Annotated in this window: 15 protein-coding genes; all 15 read right to left on the bottom strand. The window is 40.1% G+C overall.

Features of this window, described 5'->3' with window-relative positions:
- Window positions 1-3: 3 nt before the first annotated feature.
- Complete coding sequence (locus tag V7161_RS03520) at window positions 4-1,491, bottom strand: UxaA family hydrolase (RefSeq protein WP_335442300.1); 1,488 nt, start codon at window positions 1,489-1,491, stop codon at window positions 4-6.
- 14 nt (window positions 1,492-1,505) lie between these two features.
- Window positions 1,506-2,975, bottom strand: coding sequence for a tagaturonate reductase (locus tag V7161_RS03515; protein WP_335442299.1), 1,470 nt, complete (start codon window positions 2,973-2,975; stop codon window positions 1,506-1,508).
- A gap of 26 nt (window positions 2,976-3,001) precedes the next feature.
- Window positions 3,002-4,402 (bottom strand): glucuronate isomerase, encoded by a 1,401-nt coding sequence (uxaC, locus tag V7161_RS03510; RefSeq protein ID WP_335442298.1) that lies wholly within the window; start codon window positions 4,400-4,402, stop codon window positions 3,002-3,004.
- Window positions 4,403-4,427: 25 nt separating this feature from the next.
- Window positions 4,428-5,270 carry a sugar phosphate isomerase/epimerase family protein gene (locus V7161_RS03505; protein WP_335442297.1) on the bottom strand — a complete coding sequence of 281 codons (843 nt, stop codon included), beginning with the start codon at window positions 5,268-5,270 and terminating at the stop codon, window positions 4,428-4,430.
- Between the two features lie 63 nt (window positions 5,271-5,333).
- Complete coding sequence (kduD, locus tag V7161_RS03500; RefSeq protein ID WP_335442368.1) at window positions 5,334-6,110, bottom strand: 2-dehydro-3-deoxy-D-gluconate 5-dehydrogenase KduD; 777 nt, start codon at window positions 6,108-6,110, stop codon at window positions 5,334-5,336.
- A gap of 41 nt (window positions 6,111-6,151) precedes the next feature.
- On the bottom strand, window positions 6,152-6,982 hold the full coding sequence (kduI, locus tag V7161_RS03495) for a 5-dehydro-4-deoxy-D-glucuronate isomerase (protein WP_335442296.1): 831 nt from the start codon (window positions 6,980-6,982) through the stop codon (window positions 6,152-6,154).
- 24 nt (window positions 6,983-7,006) lie between these two features.
- Window positions 7,007-8,020 carry a sugar kinase gene (locus tag V7161_RS03490; RefSeq protein ID WP_335442295.1) on the bottom strand — a complete coding sequence of 338 codons (1,014 nt, stop codon included), beginning with the start codon at window positions 8,018-8,020 and terminating at the stop codon, window positions 7,007-7,009.
- A gap of 3 nt (window positions 8,021-8,023) precedes the next feature.
- Window positions 8,024-8,671, bottom strand: a complete 648-nt coding sequence (locus tag V7161_RS03485; RefSeq protein ID WP_335442294.1) for a bifunctional 4-hydroxy-2-oxoglutarate aldolase/2-dehydro-3-deoxy-phosphogluconate aldolase — start codon at window positions 8,669-8,671, stop codon at window positions 8,024-8,026.
- Between the two features lie 203 nt (window positions 8,672-8,874).
- Window positions 8,875-10,431, bottom strand: coding sequence for a response regulator (locus tag V7161_RS03480; protein WP_335442293.1), 1,557 nt, complete (start codon window positions 10,429-10,431; stop codon window positions 8,875-8,877).
- Window positions 10,418-12,220: a sensor histidine kinase gene (locus tag V7161_RS03475; protein WP_335442292.1), complete on the bottom strand. Its 1,803-nt coding sequence runs from the start codon at window positions 12,218-12,220 to the stop codon at window positions 10,418-10,420. The genes V7161_RS03480 and V7161_RS03475 overlap by 14 nt, the downstream gene beginning before the upstream one ends.
- Window positions 12,221-12,484: 264 nt before the next feature.
- Window positions 12,485-13,606, bottom strand: coding sequence for a class I mannose-6-phosphate isomerase (locus V7161_RS03470; protein WP_335442291.1), 1,122 nt, complete (start codon window positions 13,604-13,606; stop codon window positions 12,485-12,487).
- 87 nt (window positions 13,607-13,693) lie between these two features.
- Window positions 13,694-14,806 carry a glycoside hydrolase family 88/105 protein gene (locus tag V7161_RS03465; protein ID WP_335442290.1) on the bottom strand — a complete coding sequence of 371 codons (1,113 nt, stop codon included), beginning with the start codon at window positions 14,804-14,806 and terminating at the stop codon, window positions 13,694-13,696.
- A 96-nt stretch (window positions 14,807-14,902) separates the two neighbouring features.
- Entirely contained in the window at window positions 14,903-16,246 is a 1,344-nt protein-coding gene (locus V7161_RS03460; protein ID WP_335442289.1) for an ABC transporter substrate-binding protein, read from the bottom strand.
- A gap of 42 nt (window positions 16,247-16,288) precedes the next feature.
- A complete protein-coding gene (locus V7161_RS03455) occupies window positions 16,289-17,125 on the bottom strand; it encodes a carbohydrate ABC transporter permease (RefSeq protein WP_335442288.1) in 837 nt (278 codons plus the stop codon).
- An 8-nt stretch (window positions 17,126-17,133) separates the two neighbouring features.
- On the bottom strand, window positions 17,134-18,075 hold the full coding sequence (locus tag V7161_RS03450; RefSeq protein ID WP_335442287.1) for a carbohydrate ABC transporter permease: 942 nt from the start codon (window positions 18,073-18,075) through the stop codon (window positions 17,134-17,136).
- Window positions 18,076-18,456: the final 381 nt, after the last annotated feature.

The following is an 18,456-nucleotide window of genomic DNA, read 5'->3' as shown; positions in this document are numbered from 1 at the left end:
TAGCTACAACGTCACTCCGGTTTTAAAAATAGCAATCTCTCGAAAATCATTTTTTTCGTTATTTACCCATTCACCGCTGGCCACTGAAATGATGTATTGAATAAATTCACGTAACACCACATCTGACTCCTTTTCCAAAAGCACTCCGGCATTAAAGTCAATCCAATGCGGTTTGGCTTCGTAAATGGGTGTATTAGTTGAAATCTTCATCGTTGGTACAAAGGCTCCAAACGGTGTGCCGCGGCCGGTCGTAAATAGAACTAATTGACAGCCTGCAGCCGCTAAAGCAGATGAAGCAACAAGATCATTCCCAGGAGCGCTTAACAGGTTTAGGCCTTTTTGTGTTAATCTTTCACCATATTTAAGGACGTCGGTTACAATCGATGTACCTGCTTTTTGAGTGCAGCCGAGAGATTTATCCTCCAAAGTAGTAATACCGCCTGCTTTATTCCCAGGTGAAGGATTTTCGTAGACTGGCTGTTTATTTTCAATAAAGTATTCTTTGAATTCATTAATTAGGTCCACTGTTTTTTCAAAGACTTCCTTGTCAGCTGCACGCTCCATTAGAATCGTTTCGGCACCGAACATTTCAGGCACCTCTGTCAGCACCGTTGTTCCACCTTGGGCAACCAAGAAATCCGAGAATCTTCCTAAAAGCGGATTGGCCGTGATCCCTGAAAATCCATCAGAACCACCGCATTTCAGGCCAACCTTTAATTCCGATAGCGGGACGGTCTCTCGCTTATCGCCCTTCGCATTTTCATAGATTTCCTTAAGGAACGCAACGCCCGCTTCAATTTCATCGGTCACTTCCTGGGAAACGAGAAACTTCACTCGGGTTTCATCGTATTCTCCCAGGCTTTCTTTAAATTCATATAAATTATTGTTTTCACAGCCAAGTCCAAGAACCAGGACACCGCCGGCATTCGGGTGCAGTACGGCATCTCTTAAGATTTTCTTCGTATTGTCATGGTCATCCCCTAATTGGGAGCAGCCATAATTATGCTTTAAGACTAGAACATTTTCGAAAGGACTTAAATCGCCCACTTCTTTTTCGAACAGCTTAATCATTCTTTCGGCCACACCATTGACACAGCCTACCGTTGGAACAATCCAAAGTTCATTTCTTATCCCAACATTGCCATTTCTTCTTCTGAATCCCTGGAATGTTAGGTCCTCCTTTTCATATTGGACCGTATTAAGCTTTTGATTATATTGATACTCCTGAATCCCATCTAAGTTCGTTTTTGTATTATGGGTATGAACATGTTCCCCCACAACAATTGCTTTAACGGCATGCCCAATCGGATAGCCATACTTCACCACATGTTCATCGACAGCAATATCTTTAACCGCTATTTTATGTCCTCTTGGTACATCGTCCTTCAGTTCAATGATGACTTCATCCACAGTAAATGTTTGACCTGCAGCTAAATCCTTTAATGCCACTACCACATTGTCTATATCATGGATCTGAATGATATCCAACATTTGCTTTCCCCCCACTATTTGGCTGTCTTTTGACCTATAAGGGATTCTACCGCCTTTTTCATTCCCAATGATTCAATCTCGTAAAGGTCATTGGAAATCGCATCCGTTAATCCAGGCACTTGATTTAAATCCTGCTCCCACACTTTTTCGTACCCTAACACACTCCGAGCGATAGCCCTGAGACTTTCAAAGCTGCCATTATATTGACCCCATTGCTCCTGGAATAATTCCAATACATCCTGGTCGTCTGATAGTGCAATCGATTCCTGTCCTCTCTTTCCTTTATAGAAGGAAAGAAGTGCAGCAAAAGAGAAAACGAGTTTTCTCGGCAGTTCCTGTTTTTGATGATAATAGTCTAGTAATGTTGGTAAATCTCGTGTCTTAAATTTAGACATTGAATTAAGTGAAATGCTTAATACGAAATGTTGGATAAATGGATTCTTGAATCGATCTAATACCGCATCTGCAAAGGCATGTAATTCATCGATTGGCTGATCCAAGACTGGAATAATTTCGTCGTATATAAGTTCTTTTACAAATTGCCCGACCACTTCATGGCCAACTGCTTCTGCAACCGTATCAATTCCATATAAGTAGGAAACGGGTGTCATCGCTGTATGGGCACCATTTAGTATCCGGACTTTTCTCGTTCGATAAGGGGTGAGGTCATCGACAACTAAAGTATTTAGCCCTGCTAAATGGGCCGGAAATTCCTCGCGAATCCATTGCGGTCCTTCTATGACCCATTGCTGGTATTGTTCACCCGCTACAACGAGGTCATCTTTGTAGCCCAGCTCCTCTGTGATTTCTTCAATCGTATCCCGAGGGTAGCCTGGGACAATCCGATCGACAAGGCTCGAGCAAAAGGCATTCGCATCATGGATCCACTGGATAAACTCTTCACCAAGATTCCATTGTTCTGCATATTTCAGGACGATTTGCTTTAATTTTTCACCACTTTGATCAATCAGTTCACACGGAATAATGATAAAGCCTTTTTTCCGATCACCTTGAAAGGCAATAAACCGATGATACAAAAAGGCAGTTAATTTTCCTGGAAAGCTCTTTTGCGGCCGGTCTTCTAACCGATCATTTTCATTAAAGGCAATACCTGCTTCTGTCGTATTGGAAAAAATAAACCGCAGTTCAGGATTCGAAGCCAGTTCAAGATATTGATCATACTGATTAAACAGATTAATTCCTCTGCTAATGCTGGTGATGATGGAATGCTCCTTAACCGCTTTTCCTTCCTTCAGCCCTTGTAAATAGAGGGTATAGAGGCCATCCTGTTGATTAAGCTTTTCGACCTTTTCCTGGCCGCGCGGCTGTACCACCACAACACTGCCGTTAAAAAGACTTTTCTTATTCATGACATCAATTTGCCAATCTACAAATGCCCTGAGGAAATTCCCCTCGCCAAATTGCAGGACTTTTTCCGGATATGTTTGCAAATCTTTGACTAAGCCTTTATTTAATTGTTCCATTGCGCACCTCCCCGCCAATCGGGCAATTAAAATTGAAAATACTCTTTTGCATTTTTGTAGGCGATTCCTTGGACGATTTCACCCAAATACTCCGTATTATTCGGTACTTCACCATTTTCTACCCATTCACCAATGAGATAGCAGTATAATCTTCTAAAATATTCATGCCTTGTATACGATAGAAAACTTCGTGAATCTGTCAGCATCCCGATAAATCGGCTGAAAAGACCAACATTGGCTAAGGCTTGCATTTGATCAAGCATTCCGGACTTATTATCATTAAACCACCAAGCGGTCCCAAATTGGATTTTCCCAGGAATGCCTCCTCCTTGGAAGCTGCCGATTATCGCAGCAATAACAGCATTATCTTTTGGGTTTAACGAATAAATAATGGTTTTCGGCAGGGCGTTTTCCTGCTCCATCGCATTTAGTAACTGGACCAAAGGCTTGGCAATTTCTTGGTCATTGATCGAATCATATCCCGTATCAGGCCCCAATTGCTCATACATCCGGGCATTATTATTTCTTAAGGCATTAATATGAAACTGCATCGCCCAGCCTAACTCGGAATACAGCTGTCCAAGGAAGGTTAAGGTATACGCTTTATATTTCTTTTCAGCTTCAATGGAGATGTTCTTACCATCTAAAGCATCTTTAAAAATCTTTGCTGCCTCTTCTTTGGTTGTATCGGCATACATCATGACATCAATGGCATGGTCTGACACTCTTCCCCCAACAGAGTGGAAAAACCGGACTCTTGATTCAAGTGCCTGTAAAAAGCGGTCATACGAATCGATTTCAATACCCGACACCGCTTCAAGCTTCTTCACCCAATCTAGATAGCCAGCCCGATTAATTTCGAGCCCCTTATCTGGACGGAAGCTAGGAAGTACCTTTACATCAAAATCGTTTTCTTCTTTTAGTAGTTTGTGATATTCGAGGCTGTCAACAGGGTCATCCGTTGTGCAAACTACCTGGACATTAGACTTTTTAATAAACTCTCTTGCCCCAAAGCCTTCACTATTTAGTAAGGCATTCACTTTCTCCCAAATAACTGGGGCGCTTTCTTCGTTTAACAGCTGATCAATCCCAAAGAATCGCTGCAGCTCTAAATGGGTCCAATTAAACAAAGGATTCCCAATCGTCATGGGAACGGTTTTTGCCCAAGCTAGGAACTTATCATAATCACTGGCACTTCCGGTAATGTACTCTTCTTCGATTCCATTACTTCTCATTAACCGCCATTTATAGTGATCGCCGTATAACCAGATATCAGTAATGTTTTTGAATTTCTTATTTTCATAGATTTCCTTTGGACTTAAATGGCAATGATAGTCAATGATTGGCATATCCTTTGCATATTCATGATACAAACGAACCGAAGTTTCATTATTTAATAAAAAATTCTCATCCATAAAGTTTCGCATGATGGCACCCCGTCTTTCTTTAAAATTAGGCTTTATCGTATTTTTCCCTTAAGCATGCAATGCTTCCGTCAATAAATGGTTCCTTCGTACTTTCCAATAACATTGTCATATAGGGCTTTTTGTTTTTTAATAATTTGAATAACGCATCATAATTTAACATGCCATGACCCACTGGGACGATTTTGACCTGTTGATTCTCGATGATAAAATCCTTTGCATGCAGAATCACCATCCTGTCTCCAAACAGTTCAAACGCTTCTTTCATAACTGCTTCCTGACTTTGATAATTATCGAGTGAGATAAAGTTGGCCGGGTCATAGATAACTTGAAGATTATTAGAAGGAACAGCATCAAGTAATCGTTTCATCCGGCCAGGGGTATGTATTGGGTGATTGATTCCTCCTTCGATCCCTACAATCACCCCAAATCGTTCAGCCTCGTAAACTAGCTCTTTGACACTTTCGACTACTTCATGAAACGGCCGTTCCTTAAAGTTTTCCTCTGTATACGATATTTCGGCCTGAACATTTCCTGTCTCCGTTCCGACAATGCTGCAGCCGAAATCCCTCGCAAAGCGAAGATGCTCTTTGAAACGTTCCAATCCTTTTCTTCTTTCCGTTGGATCAGGATGGATCATGTTGATATAGCAGCCTAGTACGGCAATTTGAATATCCCGTTTATGAAAAACAGATCTAATCGTATGAGCAAAACCAGGACTTAAACTTCCTAATCCCGTATTAGTATTTTTTAAGGTTTTACTTAGTGCTAGCTGAACAGAGGTTAATCCTTTTGCTGCCGCCTCATTTGCTATCTCCTCTATGGAAAGGTTTTCAAAATCATGGGCCCGGATTCCTAAATTTATAACCATATTGATCCCCCGTTATTTTGGTAAAAGCCGTATCACTTCACGATGTGATACGGCTTTTTTTAATTATCTAGCCAGCCAACCGCCGTCAACTGCTAAAATATGTCCGTTCATATAGTCAGATGCTCTGCTCGCTAAGAACACCACCACGCCCATTAAATCGGCAGGGGTTGCCCAGCGGCCAGCCGGAATTCGTGAGGTGATTTCCGCTTTACGCACTTGGTCTTCTAGAATTGGAGCTGTATTGGCGGTCTCCACATATCCTGGTGCAATCGCATTGATTTGTACGCCATATTGCGCTAATTCATTTGCAAATGCTTTGGTTACCCCTGCAACCCCATGCTTGCTTGCAGTGTATGGCGGTACGAATTTTCCACCTTGGAAAGAAAGCATGGAGGCAACATTAATAATCTTGCCGCTTTTCTGTTCCACCATGACTTTGGCTACTTCTTGACTTAAGAAATATAGAGAGTTTAAGTTGAGCTCCATTACAGCATCCCAATCTTCTGGCGTATACTCAAGCAACGGTGCACGGCGAATGGTGCCAGCATTGTTTACTAATATATCAATTCTTCCATAAGCACTAACACATGCGGCTGCCACATCTTTTATGATTTCGCGATTCGATAAATCCGCTTGGAAAAACTCGACGCGGCGCCCCTCTTGCTCGATTAGCCCTCGGGTTTCATCCCAATTGTTCCCATGAGTCACTATAAATAGGTCAGCACCAGCCTTGGCAAGTGCCACGGCATAGCCTTGGCCTAATCCTGTATTACCTCCCGTAACAATCGCAACCTTACCGGTCAGGGAGAAAAAGTTTAGTGAGAAATTATTTAATTGGATGGTCATCTGTTATACCTCCTAGTTTGTTAATCTATTACGTTCTATCTCAAATCTTCCATTTTTACATGGTCCATATCATCATAGGTAATATTTTCACCGCACATTCCCCAAATGAATGTGTAATTGCTGGTGGCTGTTCCTGTATGGATTGACCAGCTTGGAGAAATGGCAGCCTGCTCGTTTTTAATGACTAAATGTCTTGTTTCATTCGGTTGTCCCATGAAATGGAAAACACGAGTTTCAGGTTCCATATCAAAGTACAAGTACACTTCCATCCGGCGCTCATGGGTATGGCATGGCATCGTGTTCCAGACACTTCCTGGTGACAACATCGTTAGTCCCATTTGCAGCTGGCAGCTTTCACAAACATTTGGATGAACATACTGATAAATTTTTCTTTCATTCAATGTGCCTGGCTCACCAGCCTCAAGCGGCTTAATTTTGTTGATATCGATTTTGACGGTTGGATACGTATGATGAGCAGGAGTAGAATTGATATAGAACTTCGCAGGATTATTGGCATCCTTTGAACGGAAAAGAACCGCCTCTGTGCCTTTGCCTACATAAAGACCATCACGGCGCTGCATCTCATATTCGACTCCATCAAGAATAACAGAACCGTCACCGCCAATATTAATGATTCCTAATTCACGGCGCTCCAGGAAATAGTTGACACCGAGCTGTTTATCAAGCTTAATCGTCAATTCCTCTTCTGCAGGAGTGACCCCGCCAAAAATCATCCGGTCCACATGTGTATAAGTCAGATGAACCATCCCTGGTTCAAAAAGTGTTTCCACAAGGAAATGCTTCCTTAATTCGTCTGTATTGTAACGCTTGATCTCTTCTGGGTGATTTGCATAACGAGTTTCCATATTGGAATCCCTCCTTCAATATAGTTAGCGAACAATTTTCCCTGGTGCCTGGCTGGCGAATTCTTTAATCTCATTCGGTGAGAAGATGTTGCAGTCACCATGCACGGTATGCTTCAATACCGATGCAGCGGCGGCAAATTCTACTAGCTCCTCGGGGGCCATTCCCTCAACGATCCCATATAGGATTCCGGCAGCAAAGGCATCACCGCCGCCAATCCGCTCTACAATATGTTCGATTTGATGAACCTTTGACTGGTATAACTCTCCATCGAGATAGTAATTCCCTTGAAGTGCATTAGTCGAGGCTGAAATGACCTGACGGAAAGTAGAGCTCATAAATCGGATGTTTGGGTACAATTGTTTTATTTTTTGATAATAATATTCGAGCTTGGCTCTGCCTTCTAATGCAGGCGCCGCTTTTTCAATTCCTAATAAATAAATCGCATCGAGTTCTCCGCAAAAGCATCCATCCACGTATGGAAGGAATGTCTTGATTGTGTCTGAAGCTTCTTCTTGGCTCCATAATTTTGCGCGATAGTTAAAATCAAAGCTTGTGGTAACTCCATGCTCCTTTGCTTTTTTCAAGGAGTGTAAAACAAGCTCTCGTAAACTTGGAGAAAGGGCAGCAGTAATACCGGTAACATGAAAAAGGGAAGCATCTTGAAAAATTTCATCAAAGTCGATTTCTTCTATCGTTAATTGTGAAAAACTAGAGTATTTCCGGTCATAGGTTACTTGGGCACTTCTAAGGCCGACCCCTGACTCTACATAATAGGTTCCTAGCCGTTCTCCACCCTTTAGTAAAAAATCAGTTTGGACTCCATTTGATTGCAAGTGTCTGTCGACAGCCAATCCGAGCATGTTTTCTGGCACCTTACTGACAAATTGAACATGGTATCCGAAACGAGCTAATGAAACGGCCACATTTGCTTCGGCTCCACCATAGTGCATCTGAACCTGATCGGCCTTGAAGAGCCTCTCCCCAATATTTGTCGAGAACCTAAGCATGATTTCACCTAGAGTAATAATCTTTTTCATCGTTTACGCCTCTCTAGCAATCTGAACTTTTTTTACATATTCTCTTGCGTATTCCGAGATTTTTTCAAAATGACCTGTTTTGGCCGGAGCTGATAAGTTCCCGCCTACGCCTACAGCCGCACAGCCATTTTTAATCCATTGACCTACATTTTCTAAGTCCACTCCGCCTGTAGGCATAATATTCACCTGTGGAAGCGGCCCTTTTACTGCCTTGATAAAGTCCGGCCCATAAGCACTTCCAGGGAAGAGCTTCACAATGTCACAACCAAATTCCAGCGCGTGTTTTATTTCTGTGATCGTCATACAGCCTGGCATATAGGGAATTTGATAGAGATTACATAATTTAGCTGTATCTGCATCAAAACATGGACTGACAATGAACTGTGCCCCAGCTAAAATGGCAATCCTTGCAGTGGAAGCATCAAGAACGGTGCCCGCCCCAATGACGACATCCGAATGATTTTGATAAACAGACGCTAACTCTTTAATCACGTCATCGGCACCTTTAACTGTAAAGGTCACTTCAATCCCGGATATCCCTCCGCTCACACAGGCTTCTGAGATTTTTACGGCCTCTTCGGAGGAGTCGGCTCGAACAACCGCGACTACACCGCAATCTGTTATTTTTGATAAAATAGTATATTTATTCATAAATTCCACTCCCACTATTGTGTCTGATTCGGAAATTTACATGATTACAGCAACTCACACGTTGATTATATAAAGCTATGAAAGGGGTTACAATTCATCGCGGCAAAGTCCTTAAAATCTCAAACGATAATCTTAAAAATTTGAACAATTAAAAAAACATCCAAATGGAGCCCTCTTTTTCAAAGAAGATTCCATTCGGATGTCTATTTAAACTTTTTCTTAAACTCAGCCGGTGTAAAGCTTGTATACTTTTTGAAACAAATACCAAAATATTGAGGGTTGCTATAGCCTACTTTTTCACAAACTTCATAGGTTTTTATATTTCCCCCACCTAATAGTTCCATCGCCTTCTTCATTCGTAATTCCAACAAGTAATCTCCAAAATTAAACCCTTTCTCCAATTTAAAGAGGTTACTTAAATAAGGGGTGCTGACATGAATGATCTCTGCTACCTTTTGAAGGGTTAAACTACTATCATGGAAATGGTTCTTCATATACTCGATCGCCTGGTCGACATGGCTTAAATAATTCTTTTCTTTCTTTTTAAACATCGCATTCGACCATTGCTCAATTAGTCCATGCAGAATCTCGGTCATTTCCGTCAGCGTCCGCAATTCCATAATATCCTTATAAATATCGGATGCGTTAAAGCTATTGGTATCTTCCTTTTTCCATTTTTCAATTTCAAAAAAGAGCATGGTGCTAAATTTTAATGCAAGGACCTTTAAATCAGATAATGGAACTGTTTTTCTCTCGACAATCGCTTTGCTTAACTCGCTCAGTACGTCATCGGCTTTATCAGGCAGTCCCAATTTTATTTGATTTTCTAATTTCCATTCTAATTCTTTGATGTAATCTTCTTTTTGTTCACATTTAGAAACGGTTTCATCTAGAGAAAACACGCGGCCGGTTCCCATAATATGCCTCATATCCATAGCCAGCCTGGCTTCTAGAAAGGATTTTCCCACTTCGAACATATTAGAATATGTCCTGCCATACGTAATGGTAATGGGATCCTTTGTTTGATGACTGAGTATATGGAACAATTCTTGAGCTAACTGCCCCTTCCTTGCATCATTTTCGTTTTCAAGGGAAAGCAGGACGGCAAATTCATCTGTATCCGCCTTCATCACCCTGCTGTTCATTTCGTTAAGAACCGTTGAAGACAGCTTTTTTTGTAAAAGATGAACGTCTGTATCCCACAAAGAAGGCTGCTTAACAAGAATAACCGCAAAATAAGGACCATCCATTTGGATCTCAAGCTCGAATAATTCCTTCTCTACATCGATCCGGGATTCATCCTCTTTGGTCAACCTTTGAAAAAATTGCTGTTGAAGCAGCGGCAAGGACTCTACCATTCTTTTTTCGATTACGGTTTCCTTCTCCCAATCAGCCGCAGCCTCCTTGGCCTTCTTGAGCAAATATTCTGAATCTACCGGCTTTAAGAGATAGTCATACGCTTTTAATTTGACCGCTTCTTGCGCATATTTAAAATCTTCATATCCTGTCAGAAAAATAATTCTCGTTTCGGGGCTTTTCTCTTTAATGTGTTTCGCCATTTCTAAACCACTCATGAACGGCATATTAATATCGGAAACGACCACCTGCGGCTGTTCCTTTTCGATTAATTCCAGTGCGATTTCACCGTCTCCTGCTTCTCCTGCAATCACAAAACCATGTTCCTCCCAAGGAATGGACTGACATATGCCCCTGCGAATAATTCTATCATCTTCTACAACGATTACTTTATGCATGCTCATTAATCTCCCCTTTTGTTTTGGGAATCGTAATGCTAACTACAGTTCCACTGCCAGGTTCACTTGCAATCGTAAGACCAAAATTGTTTCCGAAGTGAATTTTAATCCGTTCATTAACACTTTTTAAGCCAATACCAAGGTATTTCTTCTTCTCTTGGTAAGAGGCTTCTATTTCTTGCAAAATATCTTGTAATTTATCCGGTTCAATCCCATTCCCATTATCGATCACCTCTAAATGGATCGTATCATCCCTCTGATATCCCTTTATGGTGATTTTGCCTAATCCCCGTTTTCGCTTCACCCCGTGATAGATCGCATTTTCAATCAGCGGCTGTAAAGAAAGTTTAATAATATTATAGGATAAAATATCTTCATCCACAGCTATTTCATAGGAAAAATCGTCCCCGTAGCGCATTTCCTGGATAAACAGATAATGCTGAATATGTTCCATTTCCTCGCGAATAGAAATGATTTCCTTCCCTTTGCTAATTCCAATTCGAAAAAAACTCGAAAGGGCAGTTATCATTTGACTTGCATCCTTATTCAGCCCCATATCACACAATCCTTTAATCGAATACATCGTGTTATAGAGAAAATGTGGATTAATTTGGGCGTGCATAATCGCAAATTCTAATTGTCGTTTCTCTTCTTGTTCTAACCGAATCTGTTCCAATAAGGTATTGATCCGAACAATTAACTCTTTAAATCCTGTATGAAGAATCTTCATTTCTTCCGGGCCAGACATTTCAAACTCAAAATCAAGATGTTGTTTATCAATCATTCCCATTTGTTTGGCCATTTTATTAAAAGGCTTTGAAATATATTTTCCAACGATGTTGGTGAGAAATGTGGCACCAATGATCATCAATACAATTAATAAAATCGTAAAGTCTTTAATGTAATTCACTTTTTTTAAAATTTCATCTTGAGGAATAACAGCCGCTATTTTCCAGTTATTCGCACTTAATGTATCGTAAATCACAATCATATTTTCTCCTGCAGCATTTTCATAAGAGAATTTACCCTTTTCCTTTTGCAAATGTTGTAAAGAGTGAAGAGTGGATGGATCCAATTTGTAATCCTTTTTTACTGTTTTTGATTCATAGATTCCATCAGGACTAATCAAAGTCAGATATCCATTATCTCCGATTAATGATTTATTCAATACTTGCTCAAAAAATTCTGCTCGTAAATTAAATAATACAATCCCTTTTGCTGGTGAATGCTGCTTTTCCAGTAATCTAAAAATCGACAGGACTCGATTATTTTGATTAAATTCTTGATCATGATGAATATTTCTCCAATAAAAGCCTTCTTTGTTTCCGTTAAAATTGGCAAAATAGTCATTATATTTTATCGTTGGATTGGAATTATAGCTGCTATGATAAAGTAAAAAATCATTTTGATTAAGATTCACTAGAACGGAGTCAAGGATTACGTTGTATCTTGAATAAATAAACTTCAGATTATTATCAATCTCTACATACGACTCTGGCTTTATCTCTGATTTCTCTTTATCTATTAATGATAGAATCCTTGGATCATTCGATAAAGAGACTAATTGCTGAAACACATCTGATAGCATATTATCGAGGTAATTCTTTGTCTGGAAAATCGTATCATTTACATTTTTATAGGCATTCTCTTCAATTTGAGCCGTTGCCAGCTGGGTAGACACCCATCCAGTAATGAAAATAAAAATAACAATGATAGGTAAATAGAGAGTCATTATGGTCGACTTAAAGGAATAGAACAAATATTTGCGAATAAATTTATTTATCTTTACATCCATTATAGAAGGACCCCTAGTAGTTATAAAATTAATAAATATTCATCAAACCTTTTGAAACCGTTTTCCCGCATTTTATCATATTACAAAATTAATGGTCAATTAGACTTTTCACACAATTCCGAGATTTCTTCGAGAAATCTCGCAGTTAGTTGTTATTCTACGATATGGAAATTTATTGAATTAAGTTAAAGGGGATACTGGGGTAAACCATTCCTAAAAAATACAAACAGCAGCCAGATGATGATCTAGCTGCTGTTTTGACTCTTATTTTCCTTGCGGTCCAAATAACCTTAGAGCTTGAACCGCTTCATTACCATTGTTTTCAATCGTAAAACTGGATACTTGGGCAGGAATAAATAGCTGGGACCCTTTTTTGACTGGCAGACGTTCCTCACCTGTTATAAGTACGGCATCACCAGAAAGAATATACAATCCGGAAAAAACACCGTCCCCTTGAACTTCCAGCTGATCCTGGACTTCCACCAGGGTCATTCTAAAATAAGGTGTTCGTTTATAGCCAATCAGTTCGATTTCTTTACTGCCCTCTGACTCGCATAAAATTTCAGGAGCCACCTGCCACTTTTCAAGCGTTTCTGACCGTGTATACGTGTCGTACTTAAAAATATCAAACATTTTCTCAAAGCCTAAACCTTGATGAATTAAGAAATCATCAATGGGTAAGCCTGAAGGTGATTTCTTCTCCATCCGGATGGTATAATCTGAAGGCTCCTGAATCTCCACCAATAAGCAGCCTGATCCAATCGCATGCGGGACGCCTGCTTGTATTAAGAAGGTATCACCAGCATTCACTTCATATTTGTGTAAACAATCAAGCATACCTTTAACATCTTGTTCATCAAACAAGGCTTTCCATTGTTGTTTCGTTACACCCGGTTTAAAGCCAACATACACATGCGGTGGTACACCATCCATTTCCCTGCCGCCGACAAAGTGCCAGCATTCTGTTTTTCCATACAAAGAATTAAATAGTTTCTGAGCCTTCTCCCTGTCAGGATGGGTCTGAATAATCAACCGCTCTGCTGAATCAATTAACTTAACTAATACTCCTGTTTGTATACCGAATTGCTCTACATGATGAGCCCCTAAAAATTCAATCGGATTTTTCTCGATCAGTTCTTTCAATGAAATATCCCTATCAGGCATGTCCAGCTTGCTTAGCCCTTCCTCTTGAATATGTTCACGGTCGGCATTTCTAGTTGTTGATATAATCGACATCATCCATTCTTCAGGAAAATGACTATCTCCTGGCTGCTCGATTCCATGCAGCTCATCGATGAGTTTTCCTCCTAAATAGGTGCGCCAAGCCCTAGTTGGTGAAAGCTTGAGGGGCTGTGAGCCATCAATTTTTATTGTACTTACCGTCAAAATAAGAACCCCCTGTCCAATAGATAGAATAGAAAGCTCCCATTTCCATGGAAGCTCTCCTATTCATCATATTATTCTAAGATAATATTATTTTCCGTTATTTAGTTCATAAAGAGCCATACTTGCTAAGATAAATGCCCCCATGCCATGCAAGTCATTTTCAGACGTCGGACGAGATACGTAGTAATCGTATGTGCCTGCAGAGGTACCGATCACAATTCCTTTTAATGTAAAGGAAGAGTCGTCCGTTTCCACCATATGCTTTAATAATCCTGCATAGGCTTTCTGACAAACCTCACGATAAGACTCATCCACAATGCCATGCTTAATGGCTTTGGCAATAAAATATAAGAATAGTGCCGAACATGATGATTCCAGCCAGTTGTCTGGACGATCTCCTTTATCGACAACGTTATACCAAAGACCAGTTTGTTCATCCTGGAACTTTACGATAGCAGGAATGAAGCTTTGTAGGGAATGAATCCATGCCTCTTGACCACGGTTCTTTTCGCCTAAAATTTCTAACATATCAATGAGTGCTGCACCGTACCAGCCAACGGAACGTCCCCAGAAGTCTGGTGAACAGCCTGTTTCAGAATCTGCCCATGGCTGTACTTTTTTCTCATCCCATGCGTGGAAAAGCAAACCTGTTTTAGAGTCTGTCATATGTTTGCGCATAAGCTGTTCTTGAAGCAGCACGTGCTGCACTAATTCTTCTTCCTGAAAGTGCTTGCTGTACAGCAGCATGAATGGTCCACCCATAAATAAGCCATCCAGCCACATTTGATAAGGGTATTTTTCCTTGTGCCAGAAGCCGTTTTCAGATGTTCTGTTGATGGTATCTAATGCACTTCTTAATTTCTTTGCGGCAATCATATATTTTGGATTCTTTGTCTTTTCATATAAAGGAAACAACAGAATCCCTGCCATTGTCGAGTCGAGCTGATCTCTCTCGAATACAACGTTTCCTTCTTCATCGATTAGATGATCGAAATAGGCCTGAATGTAATTAAAGTACTCTTCATTGCCTGTTGCTTCCCAAACTCGGTACATTCCATATAAAAATACGCCTTGGTGATAATGAAACCAATTTACTGGAGGTAACTCCTCCGCACGGAATGTATTCATTAATGCTTGGCAAGCCTTTTCTGCCATTAATAACGGAGTTTCTATTTTGATTGGTTCAGTTGTAATTCCCATTCTCTCTAATCTCCTTTTTTAAACTAGTCTTAAATTTTTATTCACATAGAACAACTGGGTGCTAATAAAATCAACACCCAGAAGGAAAAGCTTTAATTACTTTTTAAATGTTTCATCGTATTTCTTTTTAGAGTCTTCGATTGCCTTTGCCCACTGGTCTAGGAATTCTTTCGCTGTCATTTTTCCACTCATGACTGCCTGAACACCTGGGTCTACGACACCATCAAGAATAGAGCGGTAATCAGGTAAATAGAATGGAGGCATATAAATCTTTGTTTTAGGATCGTTGTATACATCAAATGCAACCTTAATGTGCTGAGCTTTCTGTACCCATTCATCATCTAATACATCTTTATTGGTAGGGATTTGACCTGTTTGCTCATTCCAGTAGCTTTGTGCTTCAGCAGAGTTAACAAACTCAACGAATTTCCAAGCTTCTTTAGCATGCTTTGTTGATTTGAAGATACCAAGGTTAACGGCATTTCCACCTTCGGCAACATATCTGCCATCATCTGTCTGTGGAAGTGGAATCAATTTAAATGAACCTGCTGGTAAGGCTTTGCTGTGTTCACCGAAAGAACCTGGGTTGTGGTGTACCATTGCTACAACTCCGGTATCAAAGCCGGCAATCATTTCTTTATATCCATTGGTAATGTCGCTCTTAGGCGTAAATTTGTTATAGTAAGAGAAATACTTTTCAACAAATTCCACATGTTTAGGATCATTTATGTTGGTCTTCCCTTTTTTATCAAAAAAGTCTAAACCACTGTACGCAAACATCGCTCTTTGAATCGTGAAAGATGCACCGGCTCCGCCGCGGATCGTAAAGCCATAACGGTTATTTGCTTTATCCGTCATTTTTTCAACTACATTAAAGAATTCGTCCCATGTTTTTGGCTCTTGGACGCCCGCTTTTTCAAACCAATCGGTACGAATCCATAATGAATCCAAGTTTTGCGCATAAGGAATACCATAAAGCTTGCCATCTTGAGTGATTTTCTTATTTACATCTGTTGCGCCTTTGTTAATTTTCTTGCTGATTTCTGATTTATTAAAATAAGAATCTAGTGGAAGCAATGCTTTACGAATTGAGAATTCTGGAAGCCAAGTTGTTTGCAAAGACCCAATATCCGGCGTATCCTCTGCTGCAATCGCTGCATCATATTTTGATTTTGCTGAAGCATTTGGAATACCAACATACTCAATATCAATGTTCGGGTACTTGGCTTCAAATCGCTTAATAACTTCTTCCCATACAGGGGTACGAGCTGGACCAGCGTTTTCATCCCAAAATTGGAGGGTAACAGGTTCGTCTGTTTTAGTTGCTGCTTTTTTGGTTGTAGAAGAAGCTTTTTCTCCGCCTCCGCCGCAGCCAGTAAGCAGCATTCCGGTTGCCATTGTTAGTGCAAGAACGGAAGTAGTAACTTTTTTCTTAAACATGGTATTGCCCCCTTAAATATTTTTATTAAATATTATTTTTAATTAGCCTTTCACTGCTCCACCCATACCGTTTACTAGGTGTTTCTGTGCATAGGCAAATAAGATAACTGCCGGGATTAAAGCGATTACACTTCCAGCTGCCAAAGCTCCATAGTTGATACTAAATTCTCCCATCATTGAACTTAAACCGACAGGGAGAGTGAACTTGGCTTGTTTATTCGTTAGCATCAGTGCAATTAAAAATTCATTCCAGGTATAAATGAAGGTAAAGACTCCTGTTGCCACAATACCAGGCATCAATAAAGGAAAGACCACATGGCGCAATGATTGTAATTTCGTACAGCCATCCATCATCGCTGCCTCCTCTAATTCCTTAGGAACATTGGAGATAAATCCGCTCATCAAGATGGTGGTAAATGGAATCTCTACAGCCGTATACGTAATAATAAGTGAAAGCGGGTTACTGATCAGCCCGAGATTTTTGAAGATGATGAACAAAGGAATGATCATCATGGCCCTTGGGATGAACTGAGTACATAACAGCATGAGCATGAAGGCACGCTTGCCCTTGAATTGGTATCTGCTTAAGGCATATCCAGATAGAGTAGAACAAATGAGAACCGCAATTACCGTAAATACACCCACGATTAAACTATTTTTAAAGAAGGTAGCAAAACCGACATTGTTCCAAGCATTGACAAAGTTATCAACAGTTGGCGTAATCGGCATATACTGCAACGGACGTTTTACGATATCCCCTTCAGGTTTAAAAGCTGTATTAAGTGTCCAGTAAATTGGGAAGATGGTAAAACATAACATCATCGTCAAAGGAAGATACAGAGTTAAGAGTTTGTCTGCTTTTTTATTTGCTGTAAACATCTAAGAAATCACTCCTTTTCATAACGGGATAGTTTCAGATATAGAATGGCGAAAATGAGTAAAATACCAAATGAAACGACTGTTAATGCCGAACCATATCCAAAATTACTTCCATGAACGGCTAAATCAGCAATGTACATGGTTAGTGTTGTTGTGGAATGTGCAGGTCCACCGCCCGTTAAGTTAAACAACAGATCCACGTTATTAAATTCCCAGACAACACGCAGTAGGGTTGTTAAAACAATTGTATTTTTCAATTGCGGCAGAGTAACAAAGATAAATGACTTCCATCTGCTCGCACCATCTACCTTTGCTGCTTCATATAATTCAGCAGGAATACTTTGTAAGGAGGCTAGCAGGGTGATGGCAAAGAATGGGATTCCCCTCCAAAGCTCTGCAAGGATCACGGAGGTAAACGCAGTTGACGTACCAGCCAAGAATGCCTGTGGTTCATCAATCATTCCCAATTTCATTAGCAAGTCATTGAGTACGCCCATATGTTCGTTAAAGATTAGTGACCACATCGTGGATGCAAGCACTCCTGAAATTGCCCAAGGGATAAAGGCAACCGCACGCACGACACCTCTAAACTTAAAAGTTTGGTTCAATAATAAGGCCAAAATCATCCCAAAAATTAATTGAAGACCAACTTCTGATACAACCCATTTCAAGCTATTTAGTAAACTAGGGATGAACATCTTGTCTTTTGTAAAGATGTTGATAAAGTTTTCAAGGCCAGCAAAGCCATTGTAATATGGCGCTGACACATCATAATTTTGAAGACTGTAATAAAAAACTGTTCCTATAGGATAAAAAAGAAAACCTAAGACAATTAGGAAAGATGGGAGAATGAACAGATAGGGAACCCATTTTTCCTTTTTAGCTTTCTTTTTATTTACCGCCTTTTGACTCTCAATGACCGTTTCAGTAACACCTTGTGAATAACTCATCTAGTTTCCTCCTCTCTGCTTCCATATTAAATGAAAACGGTTTCTTTCATAATTAAAGATTTTAAGATGAATGGTTAAAATTTTAAGATATTTTAAAAAACTAGGTTCTGTTAAACTTAGTTGTTGATTTGCGCTCCAATCAACACGGAATGAGCAGAGTGACAGTCGATATGAAAGATTCATAAAGCCCGTGGATTAGAAAAATAGGACGCGGCAGTCGTTATGAGGGGTTCATAAAGCCCGTGAGCTTGAAAAAAGCTGGACGACGGTCGATATGAAGGGTTCATAAAGCCCATGAGCATCGGTTCAAATCCAACAATGTTCTTTTATCAGCTTTAACTAAAAAAAAGCATCCGATGCCAAATGGCATCGAATGCTAAG

The organism is Neobacillus drentensis (genome assembly GCF_036965425.1).
Lineage (GTDB): Bacteria > Bacillota > Bacilli > Bacillales > Cytobacillaceae > Neobacillus > Neobacillus drentensis_F.
The sequence above is the reverse complement of the archived record's forward strand: the minus strand, read 5'-3'. Positions and strand labels throughout refer to the sequence as shown.